At 50.9% G+C, this 24,770-nt stretch carries 22 protein-coding genes; 3 read left to right on the top strand and 19 right to left on the bottom strand.

The features are described 5' to 3' along the window. Nucleotides 1-38: 38 nt before the first annotated feature. The 9 genes from B1C80_RS24545 to B1C80_RS24585 all read right to left on the bottom strand — a co-directional run bounded on the left by B1C80_RS24545 (nt 39) and on the right by B1C80_RS24585 (nt 14,579). Nucleotides 39-836, bottom strand: a complete 798-nt coding sequence (locus B1C80_RS24545; protein WP_077923856.1) for a cytochrome c3 family protein — start codon at nt 834-836, stop codon at nt 39-41. Beyond that, nucleotides 824-1,585: a hypothetical protein gene (locus B1C80_RS24550; RefSeq protein WP_077923857.1), complete on the bottom strand. Its 762-nt coding sequence runs from the start codon at nt 1,583-1,585 to the stop codon at nt 824-826. Before B1C80_RS24550 ends, B1C80_RS24545 begins: the two co-directional genes overlap by 13 nt. 5 nt (nt 1,586-1,590) lie before the next feature. Beyond that, nucleotides 1,591-3,651, bottom strand: coding sequence for a 2Fe-2S iron-sulfur cluster-binding protein (locus tag B1C80_RS24555; RefSeq protein WP_139361732.1), 2,061 nt, complete (start codon nt 3,649-3,651; stop codon nt 1,591-1,593). A 32-nt stretch (nt 3,652-3,683) separates the two neighbouring features. Next, nucleotides 3,684-4,256, bottom strand: a complete 573-nt coding sequence (locus B1C80_RS24560) for a hypothetical protein (RefSeq protein WP_012931325.1) — start codon at nt 4,254-4,256, stop codon at nt 3,684-3,686. Between the two features lie 102 nt (nt 4,257-4,358). Continuing rightward, nucleotides 4,359-5,015, bottom strand: coding sequence for a hypothetical protein (locus B1C80_RS24565; protein WP_012931326.1), 657 nt, complete (start codon nt 5,013-5,015; stop codon nt 4,359-4,361). Nucleotides 5,016-5,601: 586 nt separating this feature from the next. Beyond that, on the bottom strand, nt 5,602-12,423 hold the full coding sequence (locus B1C80_RS24570) for a type I polyketide synthase (protein ID WP_077923858.1): 6,822 nt from the start codon (nt 12,421-12,423) through the stop codon (nt 5,602-5,604). 6 nt (nt 12,424-12,429) lie between these two features. Next, on the bottom strand, nt 12,430-12,975 hold the full coding sequence (locus tag B1C80_RS24575; protein ID WP_012931328.1) for a GNAT family N-acetyltransferase: 546 nt from the start codon (nt 12,973-12,975) through the stop codon (nt 12,430-12,432). A gap of 219 nt (nt 12,976-13,194) precedes the next feature. Beyond that, a complete protein-coding gene (locus B1C80_RS24580) occupies nt 13,195-13,779 on the bottom strand; it encodes a DUF305 domain-containing protein (RefSeq protein ID WP_012931329.1) in 585 nt (194 codons plus the stop codon). An 86-nt stretch (nt 13,780-13,865) separates the two neighbouring features. After that, on the bottom strand, nt 13,866-14,579 hold the full coding sequence (locus tag B1C80_RS24585; RefSeq protein WP_012931330.1) for a DUF305 domain-containing protein: 714 nt from the start codon (nt 14,577-14,579) through the stop codon (nt 13,866-13,868). A 164-nt stretch (nt 14,580-14,743) separates the two neighbouring features. Here B1C80_RS24585 and B1C80_RS24590 point away from each other — a divergent pair, with 164 nt between their 5' ends. Then, nucleotides 14,744-16,000, top strand: a complete 1,257-nt coding sequence (locus tag B1C80_RS24590) for a hypothetical protein (RefSeq protein ID WP_077923859.1) — start codon at nt 14,744-14,746, stop codon at nt 15,998-16,000. Between the two features lie 13 nt (nt 16,001-16,013). After that, nucleotides 16,014-16,280, top strand: a complete 267-nt coding sequence (locus B1C80_RS24595; RefSeq protein ID WP_139361733.1) for a hypothetical protein — start codon at nt 16,014-16,016, stop codon at nt 16,278-16,280. Between the two features lie 32 nt (nt 16,281-16,312). Here B1C80_RS24595 and B1C80_RS24600 read toward each other — a convergent pair whose 3' ends face one another. Then, nucleotides 16,313-17,170, bottom strand: a complete 858-nt coding sequence (locus B1C80_RS24600) for a DUF2726 domain-containing protein (RefSeq protein ID WP_077923861.1) — start codon at nt 17,168-17,170, stop codon at nt 16,313-16,315. A gap of 81 nt (nt 17,171-17,251) precedes the next feature. Here B1C80_RS24600 and B1C80_RS24605 point away from each other — a divergent pair, with 81 nt between their 5' ends. Further along, nucleotides 17,252-18,847, top strand: a complete 1,596-nt coding sequence (locus tag B1C80_RS24605) for a DUF6035 family protein (protein ID WP_077923862.1) — start codon at nt 17,252-17,254, stop codon at nt 18,845-18,847. A 75-nt stretch (nt 18,848-18,922) separates the two neighbouring features. Here B1C80_RS24605 and B1C80_RS24610 read toward each other — a convergent pair whose 3' ends face one another. The 9 genes from B1C80_RS24610 to B1C80_RS24655 all read right to left on the bottom strand — a co-directional run bounded on the left by B1C80_RS24610 (nt 18,923) and on the right by B1C80_RS24655 (nt 24,765). Beyond that, nucleotides 18,923-19,438: a hypothetical protein gene (locus B1C80_RS24610; RefSeq protein ID WP_077923863.1), complete on the bottom strand. Its 516-nt coding sequence runs from the start codon at nt 19,436-19,438 to the stop codon at nt 18,923-18,925. Between the two features lie 3 nt (nt 19,439-19,441). Further along, nucleotides 19,442-19,876, bottom strand: coding sequence for a hypothetical protein (locus B1C80_RS24615; RefSeq protein ID WP_201723585.1), 435 nt, complete (start codon nt 19,874-19,876; stop codon nt 19,442-19,444). Between the two features lie 137 nt (nt 19,877-20,013). Beyond that, complete coding sequence (locus B1C80_RS24620) at nt 20,014-20,331, bottom strand: hypothetical protein (protein WP_077923864.1); 318 nt, start codon at nt 20,329-20,331, stop codon at nt 20,014-20,016. A gap of 8 nt (nt 20,332-20,339) precedes the next feature. After that, nucleotides 20,340-20,990, bottom strand: a complete 651-nt coding sequence (locus tag B1C80_RS24625; protein WP_201723586.1) for a hypothetical protein — start codon at nt 20,988-20,990, stop codon at nt 20,340-20,342. A gap of 106 nt (nt 20,991-21,096) precedes the next feature. Next, on the bottom strand, nt 21,097-21,282 hold the full coding sequence (locus B1C80_RS24630) for a hypothetical protein (RefSeq protein WP_139361734.1): 186 nt from the start codon (nt 21,280-21,282) through the stop codon (nt 21,097-21,099). 32 nt (nt 21,283-21,314) lie between these two features. Then, entirely contained in the window at nt 21,315-21,689 is a 375-nt protein-coding gene (locus B1C80_RS24635) for a hypothetical protein (protein WP_236648911.1), read from the bottom strand. Nucleotides 21,690-21,830: 141 nt separating this feature from the next. After that, nucleotides 21,831-22,262, bottom strand: coding sequence for a hypothetical protein (locus B1C80_RS24640; RefSeq protein ID WP_077923866.1), 432 nt, complete (start codon nt 22,260-22,262; stop codon nt 21,831-21,833). Nucleotides 22,263-22,330: 68 nt separating this feature from the next. Next, nucleotides 22,331-22,984 (bottom strand): hypothetical protein, encoded by a 654-nt coding sequence (locus B1C80_RS24645; protein ID WP_236648912.1) that lies wholly within the window; start codon nt 22,982-22,984, stop codon nt 22,331-22,333. Between the two features lie 410 nt (nt 22,985-23,394). Continuing rightward, complete coding sequence (locus tag B1C80_RS24655; RefSeq protein WP_077923869.1) at nt 23,395-24,765, bottom strand: toprim domain-containing protein; 1,371 nt, start codon at nt 24,763-24,765, stop codon at nt 23,395-23,397. Nucleotides 24,766-24,770 lie beyond the last annotated feature (5 nt).

Raw genomic sequence — 24,770 nt, forward strand, 5'->3', positions numbered from 1 at the left:
TGTCCGAGCAGCCTGCTGTGGTTTCAACGCTCCTCAAATTAGTGATGCTTATAAAAACCTACGCCCTTAATATCGTTCCAAGCGGTGGTCTGGTGGCATTTGTAGCATTGCGTGACGTCAACCCCTCCGCAGCACCCTTCGACTTGCCCGCTGCTTCCCCCAGCCACTACCGTTTTATCAACCATCTCGAAGTGCATCATATAGTGACTTGGCGGGGCCTGATGGCAACTGACGCACTCCGTTGAGCGGGGGGAGGGGTGCTGAAACGCTGAAATTGTCCATTCCGTAGCGGCATGGCATGACGCGCAATCCGGCCCGAACAGGCCGAAGTGGGGGTCTTTGGTGCTGTGGCAACCGGCGCAGTTCAGATCAGCTTCGAGGGCCGATAGCAACGGGTGACCGGCAGGCAACATCGCTTTGCCGGACGAATTGGGCGTTTTCCGCGCACTTGCAAACAACTTGTTGCCAATGCGGGCCAGTGCTTTATGATCCATCACGCGCAGGTTGGCATCCACGCCCAGATGCTCCACGTGGCAGGACGCACAGTTGCCGATGGTCGCATGAAAGGCAGTTGGTTGCCGACCCAGCAATTCTTTGTTGTCGGCGTGGCAACTGATACACTTCGCTTCATCAATGCCCATCACCGGCGTGTGGCAGGCGGCACAGTTAGTGGCAAATTGCGCGTGAGCCACCGAGAGGTGGCCTGGACTCACCTGGCTCTGCCAGTTAACGGCGATGGACTTGTCGGCGGGCAGCCAGAGCGCGTAGAAGACGGCTACCGCGAACACCAGCCCGGCCAGCAGCAACAGCCCGGTTTGCCTTTTTAATTGAACCATCGTAGTCCGAAGTAAATCGCTGACCAGATGTGGAAAACGAGCAGTACATAAAAGACACTCGACGTGGCGATGTGCGCGACGAGCCAGTACGTCGTGCGCCGTTTCAGGACATCGTGCATGGCTATCGCGTATTCGACATCGGCGATTGATTCGGTCAGCCGTTCGGCGCGGAGCATAAGCGGGGCCGATGGGTCAACTATCGCCGGTTCGGTTCCCACAAAACTGTTTAAAGCACGGCTCACCACGTTGTGGGAAGCGATGTATGCAATTTCAGCGGTTTGCTGCCGGTCTAATTTTGCCATCAGTTGGTTATACTCGGTGGCCAGACTGTTGAGCAGTTCTTTTTTCTCGCGAACTTCCATCGAGGCATACGCCAGGTAATAACGCCCGACGAAGCCGCTAAAAACTGTTAGCAGCATCATGGTCGTGAGCCAGATGCCGAGATTATTTTGAAAGTGATGTGCGCTGTGTAGGATACCCAGAATCGAGCCGACGATACCAGTGTACACATGACCCGTCAGCAGGGTACCCAGTGAAATACGTTTGGTGACGAACTGTTTAAACCGCTCGATCCGCTTCACGGCGGAATAGATCAGGGGTGGAAAAATCATCAGCAACACGCCCAAAACTCCCAGGATTCCGCCCGTTAGACTGCCGGGGAATCGCGGGGAATGATGAAACAGGAAGCCCAGCCACAGTACAAGCTGAAACAAAAGCAGACCACCGATAATTGTCCGTTCGTTTTTCATAGCGCTTAGGCTTCTACTGATACAGGTGCGGTTGCTTTGGCCTGACACGCCAGAATAATCTGTTGCGCCTTGTCCTCGTCGGTCAGCGCGTCCTGAACCGCCATCGTCACGTTACCCGACAATAGCTTGACTTTGCAGATTCCGCACGTCCCGACGCGGCACGAATAATCAATATTTACCCCAATATCTTCCGACGCTTCCAGTACCGTTTTATCGGGTGTCAGCAGGGCCGTTTTGTTCGATTTGGCAAAGGTGATAACCGCCGTATTGGCTGGTGTTTCAGGTACAGCAGGTTGTCCGTTTTCAGTCACCGCAGCTTCTCCTACTTCGGATGCAGCCGGTTGTTCTGCTTCTTTACCATCTGGCGGTTTTACAGGTCCATCGGTTGCTAGTGACGGAGTCTTGGCAACAGGTGGCGAACCTGCAAATACCTCCTGCATAATATTTTCTTTCGGCACTTTCAGTTCTTCCAACATTAGAATTACTGCATCCATCATGACCTTTGGTCCACAGATGTGAACCATGCGGGATACAATACCCGGCACCCGTTCAGCCAATAGTTCTTTGGTGATATGACCGGAGATAAAATCAACACTGGCCACGCCTTGCTGTCGGCTGAGTACAAAAAATACGTGCAAATTGGAGTACCGCTTTTGCAGGTATAGTAGTTCTTCCCGGAAAATAATGTTGCCCTCATCTTTGCAGGAGAAGAAAAAATAAATTTCCCCTTTCCAGGAGCGGTCGGTTAAATAGCGGATGGCACTCATCATGGGCGTTAAACCGACACCACCCCCAATGAACACCGCACTTTTGGCATGTGTTTCGGTAAATGTAAATTTGCCCGACGGCCCGGTGACTTGCAGCAACTCGCCTGTGTGAACCTCCGTATTCAGATACCGCGACACGGTGCCAAACTCTTCCTGTTTGACGGTAATTTCGCAGTAATCCCGGTGCGTCGGCGAGGAAGCAATGGTATAGGACCGTTTGAGGGGAATGCCGTTTGGCGTTACCGCTACCGTGATAAACTGCCCCGGCAGGTAGTTGAACGGCAGTTTGCCTCCCCCCGGATCGGTCAGTCGGAAGGTCTTGACGTTTGGGGTTTCCTGAAAAATTTCGGACACTATCAACGTTCCCGAAAACGAATTTGGTTTCGACGGCGTAGTATCGGGACTAATTGCCGCGTCCGGTTTGGCAAAGGGCGTAGGAGACGTAGGCGCGGGGCTGATCGCAGCAACCGGTTCGGGTTTGGGTGCCGGTGCTAAACCGCCCGATGGTAGCGCAGGAGCTATCGAACCGTCGGGCTTGGCACCGCCCGAAGGTGGTATCGTCTCGTCAGACTTTCCGCCCAGTTTTTCGACGAGCGCATTGGCACGTTTCATTTTCTGAAAATACATCCAGATCATCGTGGTGGCAAACATAATTAGCGTCAGCATCGTAATGATGTGAAACCACGATAGGTCCCCAATCCCCGGTGGCTCATCGTCCTGGCCAGTGGGTGTGAGCCTCATTTCACGGTTAAACCATTGCAAGGCCAACGTGCGCGGGTCTTCGTTTTCGGCTAAGGCTCGTTGCGCGGAAAACCCGCTTTCGAGCAGCCGCTGGCCCTGCCGGATTTCTTCGGTAGCGGCCCGTTTCACGTCCAAATCCTGATTTCTGGATTGTACGGCATCCGATAGTTTTCGCAGGCCCGAAGCCATCAGCGCGTTCCCCTCGCTGATCCAGGCATCCGATGCCTGTCTGATGGCATCGCGTTTTTCGGGAACCAGTTCCGGCATCTGCATCAGGGTTGGATAGAGTGCCATAGGGGCAACCTTGCCCATCTCTTTCATCATCTCGCCCATTTCGGCCATAATGCCCCCTTTAGCACCACCCGCTATAACGCCCTTGGCTCCACCCGAATCCGTCGCTGTTGTCCCGGACGACATGGCCGTTTCTGTACCGGACATCGGCGCGGCTGAGGCCTGCGGATGATGCTGTTCATGCTCGCTTTGAGCGTTGGTAACCGATGTCCCTCCAAGTAATAGGGCGGGCAGCAACATGAAAATTGCAATGCGAAGAGACCTCATTGAGTACAGATTTTATTGGGGGAATGAACGAACTACATGTCACCCTCGTCGTCCTTCATTGGGGGATCTTTGGCCATTGGGTCTTTGCTTGTCGAGTCTTTGCTCATCTTAGCAGCGACCTTATTCGTCATGGCCATGCCTTTACCCATCATGGCCATGCCCTTGTCCATCATATCATCGTCCATCATGCCTATGCCTTTGGCGGTCGTATCTTTGCCCATGCTTATCATGTGCATGCCTTTATCCATCAAAGCCATATCGTCGTCCGCCCTTTTCTCTTTTCTGATCATCTCTTTACCCATGGTCATCATGTCCATACCCTTGTCAATCATGTCCATACCCCGTTCCATCGTGGCTTTGTCGTCGTCGGCTTCCCCTTTTTTCGTTAGTTCTTTGCCGGATTTGACCATATCCATGCCCTGGTGAATCATGGCCATCCCACCGTCGTCATCCCGTTGCCGGTTTGCCTGAGCGACGGAATCTGTCCCGGTATTTTCGCCGACATTTTTCTTCGTGTTGCAGCCCGCGACGAAAACCGACGCAAATGCCATAAGGAGCAGGCACATGACTTTAATGTTTATGCACAGCACAGATGATTTATTCATAACTTATTGATTTTTAGTTATTAATAGATGTCCATTGTCGGCGTTTGACGTCGTTGCCGGGAGTCATCACGTAAGTATACCGCAGGTTCTGGACAGCTCAGATCACATATCGTCGTCCATCATCGGAGCCTTTTTCATGGGAACCTTCTTCATCGGGGCTTTTTTCATATTACCTCCACAGCATTTTTCGGTCATATCCATGCCTTTTTTCATCATGCCCATGCCCTTGTCCATCATATCCATGGCCATACCTGCTGTCGAGTCTGCGCTCATCGAAGTCATGCCCTTGCTGGTCATGGCTTTGCCCATGGTCATCATGTCCATGCCCTTATTTATCTTGGCACGGTCCGACCGGTTCGCCATCGCGGGTTCAGTCATCTTGTGGGTGTGCATGGCACCTTTTCCTTTTTTCATCATCTCTTTTCCCATATCCATCATTTCCATACCCTTATCCATCATTTTCATTCCCCTGTCCATCATGGATTTGTCTTTGGCGATTTGACCCTTATCCATCATGGATTTGCCGGAATTCACCATGTCTATGCCGTGATGAATCATCACCATCCCATCTTCGTTACTGGCCGACTGGGCCGTCATGGGAGCAACTGTATCGGCAGGCGGAATAACATTGGCGTTGGGTTGGTAAACCATCTTCATACCCCCGTGATTACTGCCCATGCCCTTTTGCTTTGCCAATGGTTGACCAGCCACTGTCAGGGAAATTCCCAGACAACACACCACTATGAGTTTATTGTACATCGTCGAAAGAGTTTAATGGGTACAGCACAAATTTCTACAGGGAATCTCTAGCAGAGTATGACCTGTATCAGCTATCAGGCTGATACAGGTCATATTAAACAAGCCTTTGTAACCGTCGTCACCATTAGCCGGTAGTGTAGTCATCGGGGCAACCGTTTCGGCGAACTGATTTAGGAAGTGGGTCGGAACAATGGATTTCGGGGTGATCTCGATTTCCAGAGGGGTAGCTTGTGGGTATTAGAGAATCTACCGTTGGTATCAGTGAAGAACGAATTGTTCATAAACATCTGAGTTTATAGGTGACCGACTAAAGGCCATTCTTAATAAACTCGACTGCCTAACAATCGGGCAAAAATGGGGCTTGCAAGATTCGATGAAACCCTTACAGAACTTCCAGAAAATTAAATAAATATAGGTCTACTGCTTCTGTGACGTATATATTTTTTGGGGATTTATCCACATTTCTTCCTAAACAGGCTGCGGCTAAACTATTACCCGGCCCTCCGTTTTAATCCGCTCGTCACAGTTGAGGGCTGGCAAACTCAACAGATGGATGAAAACGTCACTGATAACTTTTAAGAATAGCCTAAAGTTGCCGGTATTTTCCGGGTCGGTCCGGGTCTGTTACAAACCACCCAGGATTACCCTGCTGGTCCCGGCCCAGTCTGGCTCCCGGTATAGGTGGGTTATCGGCACGGTTATACACTTTTGTCAAATCAGGTGTCAGCAGCCCCTTCGATTGTATAAATTGAGCTTTCACTAATTCTTGGAAACAATCGTGGAATGCAAAGACGATCTGTTGGCTATCCTCATCGGTATGGGCCTCGGTTATAAAGCAAGGAAAACCATCCCAGATGTGAATCCCTTTTTCCCTCATCATCGTGAACAGGAGATCGCCGTAGGGGACATCTTCGGTGAATTTCAGTTTCCAGAGTGATCCAAACTGAGCGATCAGCATGGGTAGTTGTTGTTTGATAAAGGCTATATTCAGCGTGTCAGCCAATTGTTTTGCTTTGGCGGTCAAACGCTCCTGAAGCGCGGGACCTTGCTCCCGCAGGTATTGAAGCGAGGCATGGGTGGCTGCCAGGGCTAAAGGGTGACGCACAAACGTACCGGCAAAAAACGTGATGTCGGCCTGCGGATACGAGTCGTCACCATACTGCCAGTATCCGCCATCCAGGGCATCCATAAACGCGGCCTTTCCCGCTACCACCCCAATGGGCAGGCCACCCCCGATTACTTTGCCATACGTTGCCAGATCCGCTTTAACGCCAAACAGAGCCTGCGCTCCGCCCGGATGCATCCGAAAGCCGGTTATCACTTCGTCGAAGACTAAAGCCGTTCCCGAAGCTTCGGTAATAGCCCGCACCTGTTTTAGAAAATCAACGGGCTGAAATTCGGGACGTCGGCTCTGCACAGGTTCAACCAGCACAGCGGCCAGTTCCGAGGCTCTTTCCCGAAGGATTTGCAGACTTTCATCGGTGCCATAGTCCAGAATCAACACGTTCTGGACCGCTTCTGCAGGAATACCCAGGGCCGCCGGATACGATTGGCGACTGGTACTACCCCGGCTGATTACTTCATCGAAAATGCCGTGATACGAGCCAGCAAAGGTAACCACCAGCGAACGCCCCGTTACGGTGCGGGCCATGCGTAGCGCACCCAGCACAGCCTCTGAACCCGTGTTGCATAAGGCTGCCCGGTCGAAGCCAGTGAACTCGCAAACCATCCGGGTTACCTGGCCGGCCAATTTATGCTGCGGCCCCAGTTCATAGCCCCGTTCGATCTGATCATGCAGAATCGTTTTTAGCCAGTCAGGCTGATAACCAAACAGAGTTGATCCAAACCCATTTAGCACATCAATATATTCGTTACCGTCGATATCCCATAAACGACTTCCCTTCGACCGCTCTACCACAATTGGATAGACCAATTCCTTTGTCAGCGGCTTGAACCCCGTTACGGCGCGGGGATCGGCCATCCATCGCCGGTTCTCCTGCGCGTAGGCTTTGCTGGCGGCTGTTTTCTCGGTGTAGCGTTGGGTAAGTTTTGCCAAAAATAGTTGCTGCACCTCGCTGAGAGATGTTACCTGTCGTTCGATGCGCGCTCCGGCTCCGAACGCCTGTCGGATTGCAGGAGCCTCGGCTACCGATGGTAATGCTTTTTCGGGTGTCGGGGTAGCCAAAGGCAACGGGTTGGTCACTTCCCCTACTGACTGCAATGCTAGGGCAGGTGCCGGGCTAATTTTCCCGATGGGTTGCTGACGCACAGCTGATGGCTGATGACCTCGCAAAACGGCTAGTTGTTCCGCCATAATCTGTAGTTGTCGCTCAAACAGGTCTGTGACCGGGTCAGCGGGGCCAATCGGAAGGGCTGGCCGATTCGGTAGCGGTTTTGCTTCGTTCGACAGCGTAGGCTGCGGTGCAGTTGGCTTCGGAACGGAGAGCGTTGGTGGAGTAACCAGGGCCGGGGGCTGAAATGCATTGATGGGTAGTTCCCGATCTATAAAATCAACTAAGGCTTCGATGGAATTGTACGCACTGTTCAACTGTCGAAACGAAATTGGCAGGTCGAATTTCTTGCGAAGGTTATAGGAAAACTGAGTCAGCGCTAAGGAATCAAGCCCCAATTCTAAAAAGTTCAGGGGCAGAGCCTTCTCATCCATCTGGATGCCTGCCGTGTCGTTCAGCAATTGCCGAACCTGGTTTATCAACTCATTTCTACGCATGATCGGTATAGCGATGGAATCTTCAACGGGAACTGGGATATTCTGTAGCTCCAGGGGGATATTGGTCGGGCTCTCGGATGATTGCCGGGGCGGGTCCACCCAACAGCGAGTCCGGTCGAAGGCATACGTGGGTAAGGTTATTTTCCGGTTGGGTTGGCCTGTCTGAAAAGACGACCAGTTTGGGTCGATGCCTTTAACCCAGAGTTGCCCTAAGGCATTCAGGATAGATTCATAATCTGTTCGATTACCTTGCCCATTCCTTTCCAAACTTGTCACGATCTCAATCGGGCGGGGTATCGCCTGTTGGCGGGCCAAAGTCGACGTTACACTGCCGGGGCCGACCTCCAGCATAATAGGGTTCGGCAATGTAAACAGCGTTTCCAACGCATCGGCAAAACAAACCGTAGCTCGCATATGGTTGGCCCAATAGCCGGGATTGGTGGCTTCGGCGTCGGTCAGCCAGGTACCACTCACCGTTGATACAATTGGCTTTTGGGGGCGTTGCAACGCTATACCTCGCACCCTGTTTTCAAATTCGCCCACAATCGGGTCCAGCATGGCTGAATGGAAGGCATGGCTGGTTTCTAGAAGCCGGTTGGCAATGCCCCTCTCGTTTAACTGTCCGGCAAATAGGGTAATCGCGTCGTTGGGCCCGGCCACCACGCACAACTGACGACTGTTGACTGCTGCCAGCGATAGAGCGGGGGGCAGCATGGCTGAAACGGATTCGACATCGAGCCGTACCGATAGCATACTTCCTCCTGGCAGTTCGCTGATCAGTCGGCCACGGGCTGCGATAAGGGCCAGTACGTCTGACAGGGTGAAAACCCCGGCCAGATGAGCCGCAACGAACTCGCCAATGCTATGTCCGCAAAAGACAGTGGGTTCGATTCCCCAGCTTTGCCAAAGCCGGGCCAGGGCGTATTCGGTTACAAACAACGCGGGCTGGGTGTATTGCGTGTTTTTCAGCCGGTTGGTCGCGTCAACATCGATGGTATCGGGGTAGAGAACCTGGCGAATGTCGAGGCCGAGATGAGTCATCAGTTCGTCGGCACAGGTGTCAATGGCCTGCCGATACACCGATTCGTTTTCGTATAGTTCCCGGCCCATGTTGAGGTACTGCGCCCCCTGACCCGGAAACAGCATGACGAAGGAACCCACCTCAGTGGAGCCGGGTGGTTGTGATGCCGCATTTCCGTCTGAAAGGGGGTTAATCGTTTTCGGAGCCGCCGGAGCCAGTAACGCCTGCATGAGTTCGGGCTGGCTACGAGCCAGTACGAATCGACGGTGAGCAAAAATGGGCTGGCGGTTCTGAAGCGTATAGGCTACATCGGCAAGCGTCTGTTCGGGGTGCTGGCCAAGATGCCCGGCCAGATGAGCCGCATAGGTTGTCAGACTTTGCCGGGATTTGGCCGACCAAACCGCCAGATGGACCGGTCGCTGGGCGGCTGATGGGCTTACTGCCTCGACGGACCCGGCGGGAATATACTCTTCCAGCACGACATGAACGTTGGTACCGCCAACGCCAAACGAACTGACTCCCGCCCGACGCGGCCCCGATGCGACCCAATCGCGGTGCGTATCGTTCACGTAAAAAGGGGTATCGGCAAAATCAATAACCGGATTTGGTGCGCTGAAACCAAGCGATGCGGGCAGTTGCTGGTGGTAGAGGGCCAGCGTGGTTTTAAGCAGCCCCGCCACGCCGGCAGCCGCTGTCAGATGCCCCAGGTTGCTTTTAATGGAACCCAGCGCGCAAAACTGTTTTTTCGACACGCCACCGAACGCCATGGTTAGCCCCTCCACTTCGATAGGATCGCCCAACGGGGTGGCTGTGCCGTGGGCCTCCACATAGCTTATCGTGGACGGATCAATTTGGGCATCAGCAAGGGCCATCCGAATGGCCCTGGCCTGCCCTTCGGCGTTGGGAGCCGTAAAACTGCCCTTACCGCTCCCGTCGTTGTTAACGCCCACCCCTTTAATGATCCCGTAAATGGTATCGCCATCGCGTTCGGCGGCTGATCGGGCCTTTAGCAACACCACCCCCGCGCCATCACTGAACACGGTTCCGGTAGCACTGGCATCGAACGGCCGGCAATGTCCATCCCGACTCAGCATGGCCCCTTCTTCGTACAGATGCCCACTATAAATGGGTGCCGTAACGCTGGCTCCGCCCGCCAGTGCCAACGCACAATGGCCCAGCCGAATGCTATCGACCGCCTGGGCAACCGCCAGCAGCGAGGTAGAACAGGCCGAATAAACACTAACGGCTGGCCCGCCCAGATTTAGTTGATAAGCCGTTCGGGAGGCAATAAAGTCCTTTTCGTTGACCGTCATGGCCTGAAAATTCCCCACCTGGCGAACGACTTCAGTGTTGGGCAGTACATTGTTGAGGTAGTACGTATTGTTGCCACAACCCGCCCAAACCCCGATGCTTCCCCCGTACTGATTCGGCAAATAACCCGCCTGTTCGAGAGCTTCCCAGGCAATCTCCAGAAAAACGCGCTGTTGCGGGTCCATGACCTCGGCCAGTTTCGGGCTTAGGCCAAAAAAGCCCGCATCAAATTGGTAAGCCTCGGCCAGAATCCCCCTGGCGTTCACGTACTGTGGGTCCCGGATTAAGTCGTCGGGCAATGAAGGATCTAACTCGTCGGGCGTAAAAAAGCGAATCGTTTCCTGACCTGCTCGTAATACTTCCCACAGGGCCTCAACTGTGTTGGCTCCCGGAAAACGACCGGCCATACCAATAATCGCCACCTCGTCGGTATCTGTACGTGCCGTATTTTTTCGACCAGGAAGGGATAAATCCTGGACTTGCCCGTCCACAAAATCGGCCAGGGCCCGTACCGTAGGATACTGATAGAGCTTCGTAATAGGTATCTCTAAAGAATGGGTTTGCTTCAGGGCCGCTATGGTGCGGGCCGCCAACAGAGAGTTGCCGCCTAACTCAAAAAAATTATCGGTGACACCCATCCGGTTGAGTGCCAGCACCTCTCGCCAAACAGCCAGCAACTTTTCCTCAGTGGGATTACCCGGCATCAGGAATGTGTTTACCAACGAGTCTGCCGGTTCAGGATCAGGTAACGCCCGCCGGTCAACCTTGCCGTTTGGGGTCAGCGGAACTTGGTCAATGGACATCCACACTGCGGGCACCATATAATCCGGCAGGCGGCTATTCAGAAAATGGATGAGGGTCGATTTCTCGAAGGGGCCATCCATAACAACATAGCCCACTAACCGAATATCGGCATCACCGTAGATTTTAGCGACGACAACGGCCTGTTTTACGCCGTGATATTGCTGAAGGGTTTGCTCAATTTCGCCCAACTCAATGCGGAATCCCCGAATCTTAACCTGCGCGTCAATACGGCCCAGGTACTCCAGTTCGCCCTGCGGTAACCGCCGCACCAAATCGCCACTGCGGTAAAGCCGGTGGGATACGGGTTGGGTTAGGTCGTCGGTCTGATCCGACAACGGGTTTGGAATAAATCGCTGCGCGGTTAGTTCCGGCTGGTTCAGATAACCCCTCGCCAGTCCCGCGCCACCCACGTATAGCTCACCCGTTTCGCCAACGGCTACCGGTCGTTGCTGTTCGTCCAGGACGTGCGTAGTCAGCGTTGGAATGGACCGACCAATCAGACTACTCGATTGGGCAAGATGTTCTCCCCGGAGGGCCAGGTAGGTTACGTGTACGGTGGTTTCGGTAATGCCGTACATATTGACGAGCTGACAAGTTGGGAATGCCTCTTGCCAGGGGCGAAGTTTTCCCGGATGCAGGGCCTCACCACCAAAAATGACGTATCGAACCGATAACGGAACCGACCGCCCCACAATATGCTCCTGCAATACATAAAACGCGGACGGTGTTTGATTAAGCACCGTGACGCGGTGCGTAGCAAGCAACGCGCCATACAGGTGAGCGTCTTTGGCGATGTGCTTAGGCACGATAATAAGCCGCCCCCCAAACAGCAACGCGCCGTACATTTCCCAGACGGAGAAATCGAAACAGAACGAGTGAAACATCGTCCAGACATCCCGTTCGCTGAAATCAAAAAGCGACGCGTTCATCTTCATCAGACTGACTACATTGGCGTGTTCGATCATTACGCCCTTTGGTCTGCCCGTCGATCCTGATGTGTAGATGATATAGGCTAACTGGGGGGGTGTCGGTGGCTCTGATACAGCTTCAATGAATTCACTGTTAATGACCGATGCATCCCGATCAAGGCACACGAGGGTTCGAGTAACCGGTTGCTTCAATCTTTCGGTCGGATGGGCTGGTTCGGCTTCCAGTTTGGGGCGGGCAACACCATCGGTAACAACTACCGTTGCGTTCAAATCAGCAAGGATATACTCGATTCGGTCAGCCGGATAATCCGGGTCAATGGGTACGTAAGCTCCCCCCGCTTTAAGAATTCCCAATAGCCCAACAATCATGGCGATGGAACGGTCCAGGCAAATAGGAACCAGGGTTTCCGGCTTTACGCCCTGTTTGCGGAGGTAGTGCGCCAACTGGTTCGATTGCTGGTCCAGTTCAGCGTAGGTTAGCAGGCTGTCAGCACACACGACGGCCACTTGATCGGGTGTCTGGCGGGCCTGATCCACAAATAGGTCAACTAATGTTTTGTCCGTTGGGTACAGTGGTTCGGCCAGATTCGGTGAGGCTTGAGTCGGTTTGTTCATGTTCAATTAGAGAAGTTCATTCCTATCAGCCAGCCAATCGCTCGACAGGTACGCATAGAGGACGGTATCCATCAACACATTATTTTTAACGACACTGTCCCGGAGTAACCCTTCTCGACGAAAGCCGACCTTTTCAAGTACCTTGATCGAGGCTGCATTGTGCGCCATTGGCTGCGCGTAAAGCCGGGTAAGCATAAACTCTGTGAACGCATAGTCGATCATTGCCTTTATGGCTGCCGACACAATCCCGCGCCCCCAGTACGCCTGCCCAAGCCAGTACCATAATTCGGCTGAATACCGGCTAATGTCTTCTCCAATTCGTAATCCAATGTTGCCTATTGCTTCGCCACCCACGTCAATAGCGAAGTTGGTTTCCAGTTCAGGGTCAACGACGTATTGTATCCACCGCTGGGCATCAAGTTGTGTATATGGGTGAGGGAAGCTATCGCGGAGATTAAGCCAAATAGCTTTATTGTTGGCGTGCTGAGGCAGGTGATCTTCATCGCCGTATTGCCACGAGCGGATCAGACAGGTGCCACAATCAATCTTCATGGGTTGAGGTATAAAGAGAAAACAGGTGCTACATATTAACATCGACTAATTAGAGCCACTGTTTTGACGGTAGAAACGGGAGTTGTCACCAAGTAAACAATACCAAGATTTCGCTGGATTTATGTAAAATATTTGGATTTCGTTAAAAACACGAGCGACAGGAGCGTAACCTACAAAAGGTTACACTCCTGTCGCTCTTTTAAAAAGTGTCCGCTTTGGTTACCGGGAGACAATCTGAGCTTCCATTTTTTTTAGTTCGGCGACCTCTTTTGTCTGATTCTGAATGACTTTCCGAGCCATCATTTTCATCTTCTCCGTTTTGCCCTCCTTCAAAAAAGCGTTGGCCATGTCGATGCCCTGCTGATGGTGCTGCGCCATCATACTGGCATAATCGTGGTCCATGTTCCCGTTCATCGAGTGCTTCCCACTGTGCATAATCTTCATGGCATCCTGGCCCAGTTTTGAGGAAGCCGTTTGGGGCTTGTGGCTGCTGATGAACTGCGTCAGCTCCTTAATTTCTGCTTGATTAGCCGTTTTGATTTTACCTGCTAAGGCTTTTACCTGTGCATTTTTGCCCTGCCTGATTTCCATCTCCGACATATCAACTGCCGATTGGTGGTGCATTTTAAGCATCATGGCAAAATCATGGTCGGGGTCGCCGGTCATCTTCATGCTCATCATCTGATTCATGCCGGATTGCATGGCCTTCATCATCCCGTTGCTGGCCGACTGCTGGGCCAATGCTGGTTGAGAAAGCAGCAGAACCGCACTGAGTGAGACCACGGTGAACAGTTCGTTTTTCATACGTATTGGTAACTTGATTAATTGGGAAATGACAAAACCGCCGACACGCGCTTTTAGGCAGTATCGGCGGCAGAATATCGATAAAGTTATTTGAGTTCTGCGTTCGGTATGCCATGTTTATTAGCAAACGCAGCTAATTCCTTGAGGGCACTGGCCTGCTCCGTAATGATGATACTGGCCTCATCGGTCGGCGCTTTATCATCGCCGTACTTAAATTGAAGCGTGGCCATTGCAATAGCCCCCTTGTGATGCTCAATCAACCGGCGCACAAAATCAACGTCCACATCGGCGGTGTTCGGAACCTTTGCATAGGCCTGAATCATCTGCTTCATGGCTGTTTTCATCTCCTTTTTGAACTGCTTATAAACGTTGGCATCTATCTTTTCGGGCGCGGGATGTCCGTTCAAAAACGATTGCAGACGTGTCTGGCTTTCCTTGTCGCCCTTAATGGCCATATCGGCCATTTTCTTCGCTTCAGCGTGTTTGCCATACTGATTTTCAGCGGTTCCCAGATCAATGCTTCCCTGGTGGTGCATCTTCATCATCATGGCGAAGTCCATGTCCGGGTCGCCCGTCATTTCCATGTTTTCCATATCGCGCATCATCTGCCCCAGTACCCGGTCCGATTCCCGGTCAAATGCCTGGTCGTTGGGATCATCTGATGAGGTCCGCGCACTGGCTTCCGTCAGGATTTCGGGTTCAACGGCTTCACTACCGTTCTTGTCGCACCCCGTCAGGGTAAGGGTCATAGCCAAGGCTAGCCCGGTCAGGTTGGTTGCTGATAAAAAGTTCTTTTTCATGCTGTTGAGTAATGTGATTTAACCCCTGTATAACTGTGGGTGGTTTGCAAAGGTTGTTGCAATATTCTCTATCAGACTTATAGAATTTTTGGATTAAAAGATTCTTGGGTTAATTAGCCTCTGTCTCGAGTCGTAGAAGACGCTTAATGTTTACTTTTTGTCATATGATACATGATATAGCTACCTTTACCAACCTGATCCACGAGTATAAGCAAAGCCCTGACCTAACCTATCAAAGCTGGTTTTTGTACAACGAAGACCGCTTGAAAGCCTTCCGGTCAATTCGGCGCGGGATACTTCAGGTCGTCAGCGACATTAAAGGCGGCTCGTTCCCTAACGATTTCAAAGGGAGTTCGTTAGAGTTTGTATTAACGTGCATTACCGAGCAGAAGCAGATTTTTGAAGGTGCCTCCCACCCCTTCTACTGGAAGCCAAAATTGCGTATTCCAGATATTTATGAGAATCAGGACCATAAGCGGTATTTCGGGCAGTTCTTAGAATGTTGCCTGAAGGCCACGAAGCCCGAAACGGTTGTGAGCGAGATAAATCGGCTTGATGCCTATAAGATAAAGGGGCTGGGGCCTGCCGTAGCCAGCATCCTCTATTTTCTGCACCCAACCTGGGTACCCCCCTTCAATACGGCTATCATCAATGGCTACAACCTACTCTTTACTGAACGACGTAAGCTGGGGTCATGGTCAGAGTACTTAGCTATCCGCGAAAAGATGCTGGCTATCAGCACCGAGTATCGGCACGTTGTATCAAACGACTTAGGCGCATTGGCTGGGCTGTTATTTGAAATTGGAGCCGGTAACTTGCTGGTGCCGGGTCTGGCCGATCAGCCCATGGCCGACCGCCAGAAAGTTGAGAAGCAATTGTCGAAACGCCACAAGGACGTAGTTAGCGATCAGCAGGAAGAACAGGCCCATTCCGAAATGCAACACCACCTACTGACCATTGGCCGGGCTTTAGGCTATGACGTTGCAGTAGCCCGGAATGATATGTCCCGGCAATACAATGGGCAAGCTTTTTCCTTCATCAGTTTACCCAGCCTTCCCGTTTTGCCTGTTTCGTCCGAGACTGCCCAAACCATTAGCCTGATCGACGTTGTATGGCTGGAGAAAGGCACAGGTCGTATCATCTGCGCCTTCGAGGTGGAGAAAAGTACGTCGATCTACTCCGGTATCCTGCGCCTGACCGATCTGACATGCTCCTTACCCGACCATGCAACGACCCTATATTTAGTGATCCCTGACAGTCGTCGAAAAGAGGTTGAGATGCAATTGACCCGCCCGTCTATTCGGCAGACGAATACGCTGATTCGCTACATTCTAATGTCTGAGCTACGAACACATTGCGACGCGCTTTGCAAGTTTGGGGATAACCACCGAGTTTTGGAGAAGATTGCGAGGTCTGTTTGAATGCCAATTTTTTATGAGCCGGACCAAATTTGCCACTCGCTATTATAGCCTATATATCTTCAACGGGGAATATTGTACCCGTTCCGCCAGCAATTACCTCAACGCCGTAGAGGATTTAGAAGACGTAGCCAAACAAGGAGCCGAGCCTTTGGGTGTCTATGATTTACACGATTGGCGGTTCGATTGGAAGCTGAAGGATTCGACCCAACAACAGCAATATCAGGATGGTGTTTTAGAACTGACCAACTCGCTCCGTCTAAAGCACGAGGAAGCACTTTAGTTTGAGAAACGTAATGGCTTCAAATCTCAGGGTTATTCACGAGTGACTTCGCGAATTAAGCGGGTTAGGTCTTGCTCGGACATTCTTGCTTTCACACGAATGCGAAGTAAACGTTGGCCTGCCTTAGCCATGATTTTGTCCTTTATTTGATCCTTAGCTTGCTGCTTTTCACTATCATGATACTCGCTGTCAATCTCCAGCATCTTGAATGGCTTAAACTCATTTTCTGCGTCGAAGACAACGCAATCTACTAAAGCTTTGAAAAAATAATTTCGCTCGTGCGGTTCCAAAAGGTGTTTGATCTGCTCAAAATCCACCAGTGCCGAAACCGCTACATTTGGGAAGACGAGGTACGTGCTATACACCTCCCGAACTGCCCGGTAGAATTCATACTCCTGCTTCGATTTGAATAAGCTAATTGTATGGTTTACAGCTTCGACTTCACGGTTTATAGTTACGTGAATCGTTCGTTGCTGACTGTGCTCGACTACTTTAGGCTGTGTCCGTTCAAACTCCTGAAGTAATTCAATACTGACAGGCAGATGCGAATATTTCCTGGCATAGAGCAAAGCTGACTGAACCTGAGTCGAGCGATATCCAAGTATGATTTTTTCTACAAGGCGTTCCAAATCTACAGAGGGCAGCACATAGTGAAAATTAGGCCCTGTGTGAAGCATATGAAACTGCTCTAAGTAAAAGAGATAATCAGGGTCTTTGTCGAAGCTACTCCCGTCGATCAATTCCCGGATGAACTGCGATTCAAGAATACTCCTTGTAATATCGTCCTGCCGAAGTTGGTCATAAATTTTGTTATTTTTAAACAACTCGATGAGAGCCATCCAGTTACGCTGCTGAAGGAGTTTAAATGTGGTTTCCCGGTCGTAAAGCATTTATTTTATTAATTGTGCTGTGAAGATAACCGTTTCCCTGCGGTATAATAAAGTAGCATTTTCTTTTGATTCGACGCTTAAATGAAAGGTTTTCAATTCACCATTCCATCAGTATTAGACTGTGAAACAGGCGAGGAGGTTTTCGCAGGGCCATTCTTCAACCAAGACGAGGCTGTTATTTTCGAGATACGCAGACAGTTAGAAGATGCTATCCGTAACCGACGCGACCCTAAATACAAATGCTACTACTGCAATCAGCTTATCAAGATTCGGGGTAAAGCCGAAAACGAGACAAAGTTAAAGCGAATGCACTTTGCCCACCAGTGGGACAGCGACGATTGCCCCATAAAGACCAGCCAGGCGTTAACCCAACAACAGATTCGAGCTATCAAATACAATGGTCAGAAAGAAAGCAAGCTGCACGAACGAACAAAGGAGTTGGTAGCAGCCTCTTTGGAATCGAATCGGTTGACAGGCAAAGGGATAACCGAGGTGGCTACCGAAACGGTTAGACGGGATACCTCTGGACTGTTAACCTGGCGTAAGCCCGATGTCAGCGCGGTTTACGACTCGCGCCAAGTCGTGTTTGAGATTCAGCTTTCAACTACGTTTTTGAGTGTCATTGCGGATCGGGAATACTTTTACCAACAAAACCAGACGTTTATTATCTGGATTTTCAAATTCTTCTCCGATGAATTCGACAAACAACGATTCACCGAAAAGGACGTTTTCTACGGGAATAATCAGAATGCGTTTGTTTTTGATGGGGAAGCTATCAATGAGTCTAAACGTCAACAGGACCTTATCCTTAAATGCCTGTACCGTGAACCTTACCGATCTGGTCAGCAGATAGCTTACCGCTGGCAGGAACGGTTTGTCGGCCTACACGACTTAACGTTCGATGATAAGACCTACAAAGTGTTCCTGTTTGATGTAGAAGGAGCTACCAAGTCGATTAAGCAAGAAATTGACGACGAGGAACGGGCCGAATGGGTGCGGCAACGCGAAATTGAGCAACGACAGCAGGTATATGAGCAACGCCGACAGGCTTACCAAGAAGAACTTGAAGAAGGCTTCTCCCACGCCCGCTCGTCGGTTCTTCAAACACTTAACGAGGTACAGGCTTATCCCGAACGACGAAGCCCTTTACTAAGGGCTTTTGCTGATTTCGCATCTGACACAGAGAGTAAATTATTTGACCTGTTCGGGCATGTACAGGGCTATCAACCAACTGATTTGGATAAAGTATTTTTGAAGACGGCTTACAAGCGTGAATGCGCGAATCGCTCCCACCTGGAACGGAACGATTTACTGACGTGCTTATGTCTGGCAACTTGTTTAATGAAACTAAAAAGTACTCAGAAGGCCCACCGATTAAAAAAAGTACATGGGCCTGTTATGGCTGTTTTGTCTGTTAAATTGAATTGCGTGGTGGGGCAAAAATTTACCAAACTGGTGCAGGTAGCCCATACGGTTTTTCCTGGCAAAGAATCCTTTGCCCATTTGTTTCTACTTGCTCTTGAATTCTATCCAAATTCTGAACTGAACGAGCAGGATGCTCAATCGGGCGGTAAACTGGCGAAGAAAATAGCCGCCTTTCAGCAGAAAAACGTCGAGCCAGACCAAAGCTACGATGACGTTTTCAGGCTGTTATTTCCTGAGCTTTTTGCTCAATAGCCATCCAACCTCGCTTTCTTGGGTCATGATTTGGGAAGTCGGATGAGCTTATTGGAAAAGACTCTTTACAACCGTTTAAGCGGCTAACTCATTGCCATCTGTCAGGGGTTTTGGTTCGTCGGCACGGCCACACTCAACATGAAAGGCATAGTCTTCCGCGCTTAAGTTCATGCGTAAGAATTCACCCATACCCATGTCGTGCCGTTCGAGGACGTAATGCCGGAAAGGGAAGCTCCGCCTGGCTTCATCGAGACCACGTTCCCGCTCCGCCCGGCGCAGTCCGTCATGCGGCAATCCTGCCAGATATTCTTCAAAGTAAATTTCTAACAATTCACGGGCCGAGCGGCTTTCTTGTTGCGGGTTTAGGCGCTTTTGCAGCCACTCTAACAGGTCTTCGGGTGTGGCAATTTCCTCACCTTCTGACTCATCAATGGCTTTCCGAAAGACACTCAGTTCGTTGACCCGGTTGTAGTAGCAATACGTCGCATTACCGATGCGGAACATCCGCGCCATATAGTCGCGTTGTTCTTCGGGCATTTCGGCTAATGTAGTGGCCTGCCGTTTATTATATTCTTCGATAGGGTGACGCATAACTTAAAATTTATCTTCGTTTTCAACATCATCAGAGCCGTGTGACGGGTTGGCTTTCTCTGGCTTACTGTAAACGATACTGTCGGCTTCACGTTGATAATACACGTTAGGGTCCGTCTCGCTTCGAGGTAGTTCGCTGAAATGAGAACGCTTGATAAGACTAATCTGGGCATATTCCACCTTAATCCGTTCTTTCTGAGCGGGCAGTTGATTCTTTAAGATCACATCGAAAAGAATCCCGTCTTCAACAAATTGGGGATTCCACAGCGCGTCGTAATCTAAAAACAGAGGAGTGTGATGCCAGCGAGTAACGGTACGATCTGTTGGCGGCTGGATGTCAAAATAGCCTGAGTAAAGCCAGTACTGGCATTGGGGGTCTTTAATCTCTTCCACCATCTTTCGCAGCAGTTGAGATAATTGCACCGTTGTCTTTACCATTGTTTGTTTGGGATTTGTTAGCCCACTTTGCATGAATCGATTATTCCTGCCTATAGCTTCAACGTAAAATACATGACAAGCGACTATTATAGAACTTTGTTATGATTTACCCAAACTTTTGCCCATCCGGGCCTGACTCATTGCTGAACCAAATGCAGCAGGTGCGTCTGCGCCCGCTCCTGGGTTGGCTCGTTGATTGAATAGAATTCGACCGCCCGGCGGCCCGGGGTGCCACCAACCAGCCTTACACCATCCCACCGGCCCATACTATCGCGGTAGATAACCGAGTAGCCAGCCAAATCGCCTATTTCAGCACGAATTTCTTCCAAAACCGAGTCAATATCATTAGTCACGCTCCGATTGCCGAGGTCAAGGTCTATGATGGCGATAATGTTTTCGTCAACCGTATAGGTGTAATCGGCAGCAAAGGGCCTCTTCCGGTTTGTGCGATTCATGATAAAGCTTATTTACAGTTTATACGGATGTCAAAAAAGTATAGCTGATTTCGGAATTGCTCACAGTTCAATTTCCGCTGGCGAAGAATAGCCTGACGGAGTTGCTGACGGGTGTAGCGACCGCCTGGCTTTAAGCCATTAGCCTCGCAAAACGCCACTAACTGTTGTTCTGTAAATCGGGTGGCGGCTCCAAGTTCCAGCGTAACCTCAGCTTGTTCCTGATTGATGCGGGCTTTGAGTTTTAGCCGTAAGTCAGCAACGGCCGCGCTGACTGTTGGTCCAAATCCGGCCTCGCCCCGATAGCTCGCGCAATAGTCCCAAACTCGATCTACCAACAAGCGTCGGTATAGCACGGCTCCGCCGATCCGGTGTTTGGGTTGAATGGTCAGGTATCCATTGCGCTGAACGGATGCGATAGCTTTGTCGTCAGCCAACTTGTATTCTATTTGGAAGAAGCGGCCAACTGTACGGATTAACCAATCACCTGACCATTTTTCAACGGGAAGACTCCTCACCAGTCTTCCCCACTCCTTGCTTCCCTTGTAAAAGTGAACGACTGCCTGGGCAGCATCAACCGTAAGTCGGTAATCGTCCACCAGTGCGTAGGCATTTGGGGGCTGGTTGGTCTGTAAGTCGTAAAGTGAAATCTCCTCTTGCATATATCGGCACATTAGGCTGACAATGGCCCGTCCAAATATACGCCGTTTAGGAAAAGAGGAAGCCAAAACAAGGAGTTGCACGATAACGAATCAGATTTAGCATTGCTCAGGTGTCGGCTTTTCGAATCAGCATGGCCAGCCCAAAGAGCATAACCAGCAAACTGATGACAAGGTATGGCGACCTTATCCAGACAACCAACTCTCCTGTCCACTCCCGTAGTTCAGCTAACTGGTTGTCGGCCATAAAATAAGGTCGGCTGAATCCTTGATTTAGATTTAGTGCGCTTTTCATTTTCCTATCCGTTGGGACTTGACCGAAGGCTATCAAACATTCCACTCTTGATTCTCAACAGCGACCACCCGCCCACTGTCGACTAACAATCGGACCTCGGCAAACGCCTGGTCAAAATAGCCGTTCCGAAAATCGGCCATAAGCTGGCTGGGGTTGCTAAACGTATAGGCCAAGTCGGCGTGGCCAATCCAGGTCAGGCTTTCAGATTGTTCGTCTCCGTTAAAACTGCCAATGTCGTGGCCGTTCGTTAGTAAAACGCTTATCACGTCGAGGGTTTCTGCGTCCTGCTCTGGGTACGTTTCATAAACAATACCTACACTACCAGCCGGGTTGGGGCCAAACGATTCGGTTGTCCGAACCATATCGCCAACCGTGTACGCATGGGCTGAATTTTCCTGTGCTATCATGTTCGTCATGTTGAAATCGGACCGCCGGAGCGGTTCATTCCTGAATTTTAAGTCAAAAATATACAATTCATAGTTGAGATTAATGTTTTTAATATAAAATATATATATTTGAGTGTGACTATCCAACGGCGTGGGCTTGATTCAATCACCATTGGGTTCGCCCAACGGCAGGCTTTCATCGTCCAGCATCATCGAATCAGACTGAGTACCGGCCAATGGCTGAAATCCCAAAAATTCAACGTGGGCTATTAACTCGGGCAGCAACCAGGCTGGCGGTTGCAACGCTCCTTGTTCCGTTACCCGATGCCATAGCGCACAGCCATAAATAATGTGGCCCGTTGGTCGTAAACGGAAGGCCGGGGGAAGTGGCTCCGCGTGAATAGCCTCCTCATCACAGTAAGCCGCATCCAGGCAATTTGTCAGTGGTTGTTTACCGCCAGAAGTATCAGGTTGCTGGCCAGCTATCGTGAGCCGACGCGCACCAATTTGTCGGCAAATGTCAGTTAGTGAGTCAGAGACATCAACCGGATAAACCAATTCTAAATACGGGTCAATTTTCAGCAGTTCAGGCATGGTAGGGAGCGTTTAGATGATACGTAATGAATAATGCGCCAGGCGTTGACCGCCCGGCGCATCACACATCAGGCAGCTACCTCTTCACCAGCCCACTCACCGATGTAAACAGGTTGCTCCGGTTCGGCCAGCAAGTCCACAAACGGGTTGAACACGTTCTTCGCCACCTGCGTCTGGGCTACTTCGGTTTGCGTATTACGGCGGTAGAGATTAATCGTCTCCACATAATCGGCCAACTCCTGAGTCTGGACTTTATCGGCGAGGGCGTAGGTAAACGACGCGATGTAGTACACCCCTTTGGGCTGTAGTTTGTTGTTCTCCTTTTTATCCGCGTTCACCGTCAGTACCACCTCGTTGAGCTTGACCCGGTTGTACACCAACGGCGTAATGAGCCGTTCGAGGTTGGCCACGCTATACCCGTGAAACAGGACACACGACACGCAATCTGCTTCGTCAATGAAAAACAGTTCGGCCCACTTTTTATAGCCCTGCCCCAAAATGTCGTCGGAAAAGATCCGCCAGGCAATCGGCTGAAACGACAGCGATGCCCCCAATTTTTCGATGTTGTTTTCGTCGTAATGAATCGAAAACTTACCCTCTTTCGCGTCGAAACGGTACTGCTTGGGATTCCCGTCAATGTAGAGGTACTTGTCCACAATTTCGCCCGAATCGGTATCGAGCGTCTGGAAACGGCCTATGGATGCCATTAATGACTCCTGCATTGAAGTTGCCCGAACTGACACGTCGGAGCCGCGCTTGAAGTACATAACAAAGATACGAATTGGCAGGCAGAAAGCAACACTATACAACTGATAAACAGACTAATATACCAAACCTCTGCCCCCTTTCGTCTCCTCTTAAGTCAACGGTGAATCGGGTGTGGGCTTGGTAATTGTTCGTAAAAATGAAGCCATAACTTTCAGGCAACAGGTAAGTTTTAGCTTGTCTTGGGGGAATAACCGTACTTCCTCGTGAGGGACATTAATACGTTCGATGAGGTCATTTAGCTGTAGATCGTCACCTTCTTCCTCAAGGAACGTCCGGTGCGCGTTCGTTAACTGGTCAGTGGTCATGTTTCAATAGATAAGCGTAATCGTTGAGCCGGTAAAGCCATACCCGTACACTATTCAGGTTAGTATGATACTTTTTGCGTTGGGGCTTTTACCCTAACGTTTTTTTGGGTGGGTTTGCTGTCATTGTTTTTGCTGATTTGTGTCTGCAACTCGTCATTCCAATCCTTGTTGAACGGTCGTTTGATTACCAGTTTGTCCGTTAGTCCGCGCCATTCTATAGCCAATTTTTCAATCCGCGTTAGCATGGGACGGTGGTTTGGCAGGTGAATCGTCAGCAAACTATGATTTCCCTGGTGCGTGATAGCTTCCGCCGTTGCGCGGTTCATGTCGGGCGTGTAGCCCCGGTTCAGTGTTGTCAACGCCTGCTGTTGTAGTGCTTCGAGCTTCGCATTTCGTTGAGCTTCATCGCCGGGCGGCACGTAAACGTCAATCGAGAGCGTGTTGCTGTGTTTGTGGTGGCTGATGCTAAACCGCTGATCGGCCTGCTCCGTTGTTTGTCCTGGCAGTTGGAGCCGTCCGGCCCACCCAATGTTGAACCGAATACCGCTGTTATCATTGTCGTGCGCCAGAATAACCTGCTCCGGTTTTACCCGATCAATCAGCCGCTGCACGGTTAACGGTTGCAGGGAAGAAGGCTGTCCGCCAGTGGCCACGTAGAGCCGGTCATACGGTTCTTTTGGCGGGTGAAGCTGATGGTAGGAAAGCGCGTCAATCGGACTCTCACAAATCAGCATCTCTTTAGGCTGATGACCTTTGGGCAGGTTCGACACCCAGATACTTTCCAAACGCTCTCCCCAGGTATGGCCATTGACCAAACCCGTAGGGCTGTCGTTCTTGAGCAGAATAGCCGTAGTCCCCTGCTCGCTTTCCATCGGAAAAACCGTGTTGACTACCATCTCGCCGGTTTTGTTGCTCAAAAATGTCTTGTTGAAGATTTTGCCGATAAACGCCCGGTTGCCGATGGTATCGACCGTCAGGCCGCGCGTTTCCATCAGGTAATCGGTGTTAGTGAGCGGGTCAAGCCGGAAAAAATGCGACATGGCCTTGCTCCGGGTGGCCTCCTTTGCCGGTTGACTTTCGGGCGAACCGTCGGAACGGCTGTTGACCACGTGGGACATATCGCCAGTGTAGCGGCCAACGTACTCATGTACCTGCTGCCACCCCTCTTTTGAAGACGTATCAGCGTTTAGTTTACCAACGACGTAATCAACGATGGTACCCCGGTCGCGGCTGTCCTCCGGGTTGAAATAGAAATACTCGCGGGTGTTCTGATTATGGCCGACGATCAGTTTACGTCCCTCCGTGTTTTCGAGTACCGGCCAACGCCGGGTCGATCTACGTCGGTCTTTGGCAAAGCCCTCCGACTCTAAAAATTGCACGAGATCAATTTGTTGCTTATAATCAGCCAGTTGCGGCTTATGGGTCAGCATAAAGG

The organism is Spirosoma sp. 209, from assembly GCF_002006735.1.
Taxonomy (GTDB): Bacteria; Bacteroidota; Bacteroidia; order Cytophagales; family Spirosomataceae; genus Spirosoma; species Spirosoma sordidisoli.

What these genes read in the sequence shown, in the direction of transcription:
- B1C80_RS24545 (WP_077923856.1), bottom strand. Translation starts at nt 836, where the DNA reads ATGGTTCAATTAAAAAGGCAAACCGGGCTGTTGCTGCTGGCCGGGCTG.
- B1C80_RS24550 (WP_077923857.1), bottom strand. Translation starts at nt 1,585, where the DNA reads ATGAAAAACGAACGGACAATTATCGGTGGTCTGCTTTTGTTTCAGCTT.
- B1C80_RS24555 (WP_139361732.1), bottom strand. Translation starts at nt 3,651, where the DNA reads ATGAGGTCTCTTCGCATTGCAATTTTCATGTTGCTGCCCGCCCTATTA.
- B1C80_RS24560 (WP_012931325.1), bottom strand. Translation starts at nt 4,256, where the DNA reads ATGAATAAATCATCTGTGCTGTGCATAAACATTAAAGTCATGTGCCTG.
- B1C80_RS24565 (WP_012931326.1), bottom strand. Translation starts at nt 5,015, where the DNA reads ATGTACAATAAACTCATAGTGGTGTGTTGTCTGGGAATTTCCCTGACA.
- B1C80_RS24570 (WP_077923858.1), bottom strand. Translation starts at nt 12,423, where the DNA reads ATGAACAAACCGACTCAAGCCTCACCGAATCTGGCCGAACCACTGTAC.
- B1C80_RS24575 (WP_012931328.1), bottom strand. Translation starts at nt 12,975, where the DNA reads ATGAAGATTGATTGTGGCACCTGTCTGATCCGCTCGTGGCAATACGGC.
- B1C80_RS24580 (WP_012931329.1), bottom strand. Translation starts at nt 13,779, where the DNA reads ATGAAAAACGAACTGTTCACCGTGGTCTCACTCAGTGCGGTTCTGCTG.
- B1C80_RS24585 (WP_012931330.1), bottom strand. Translation starts at nt 14,579, where the DNA reads ATGAAAAAGAACTTTTTATCAGCAACCAACCTGACCGGGCTAGCCTTG.
- B1C80_RS24590 (WP_077923859.1), top strand. Translation starts at nt 14,744, where the DNA reads ATGATACATGATATAGCTACCTTTACCAACCTGATCCACGAGTATAAG.
- B1C80_RS24595 (WP_139361733.1), top strand. Translation starts at nt 16,014, where the DNA reads ATGAGCCGGACCAAATTTGCCACTCGCTATTATAGCCTATATATCTTC.
- B1C80_RS24600 (WP_077923861.1), bottom strand. Translation starts at nt 17,170, where the DNA reads ATGCTTTACGACCGGGAAACCACATTTAAACTCCTTCAGCAGCGTAAC.
- B1C80_RS24605 (WP_077923862.1), top strand. Translation starts at nt 17,252, where the DNA reads ATGAAAGGTTTTCAATTCACCATTCCATCAGTATTAGACTGTGAAACA.
- B1C80_RS24610 (WP_077923863.1), bottom strand. Translation starts at nt 19,438, where the DNA reads ATGCGTCACCCTATCGAAGAATATAATAAACGGCAGGCCACTACATTA.
- B1C80_RS24615 (WP_201723585.1), bottom strand. Translation starts at nt 19,876, where the DNA reads ATGGTAAAGACAACGGTGCAATTATCTCAACTGCTGCGAAAGATGGTG.
- B1C80_RS24620 (WP_077923864.1), bottom strand. Translation starts at nt 20,331, where the DNA reads ATGAATCGCACAAACCGGAAGAGGCCCTTTGCTGCCGATTACACCTAT.
- B1C80_RS24625 (WP_201723586.1), bottom strand. Translation starts at nt 20,990, where the DNA reads ATGCAAGAGGAGATTTCACTTTACGACTTACAGACCAACCAGCCCCCA.
- B1C80_RS24630 (WP_139361734.1), bottom strand. Translation starts at nt 21,282, where the DNA reads ATGAAAAGCGCACTAAATCTAAATCAAGGATTCAGCCGACCTTATTTT.
- B1C80_RS24635 (WP_236648911.1), bottom strand. Translation starts at nt 21,689, where the DNA reads ATGATAGCACAGGAAAATTCAGCCCATGCGTACACGGTTGGCGATATG.
- B1C80_RS24640 (WP_077923866.1), bottom strand. Translation starts at nt 22,262, where the DNA reads ATGCCTGAACTGCTGAAAATTGACCCGTATTTAGAATTGGTTTATCCG.
- B1C80_RS24645 (WP_236648912.1), bottom strand. Translation starts at nt 22,984, where the DNA reads ATGCAGGAGTCATTAATGGCATCCATAGGCCGTTTCCAGACGCTCGAT.
- B1C80_RS24655 (WP_077923869.1), bottom strand. Translation starts at nt 24,765, where the DNA reads ATGCTGACCCATAAGCCGCAACTGGCTGATTATAAGCAACAAATTGAT.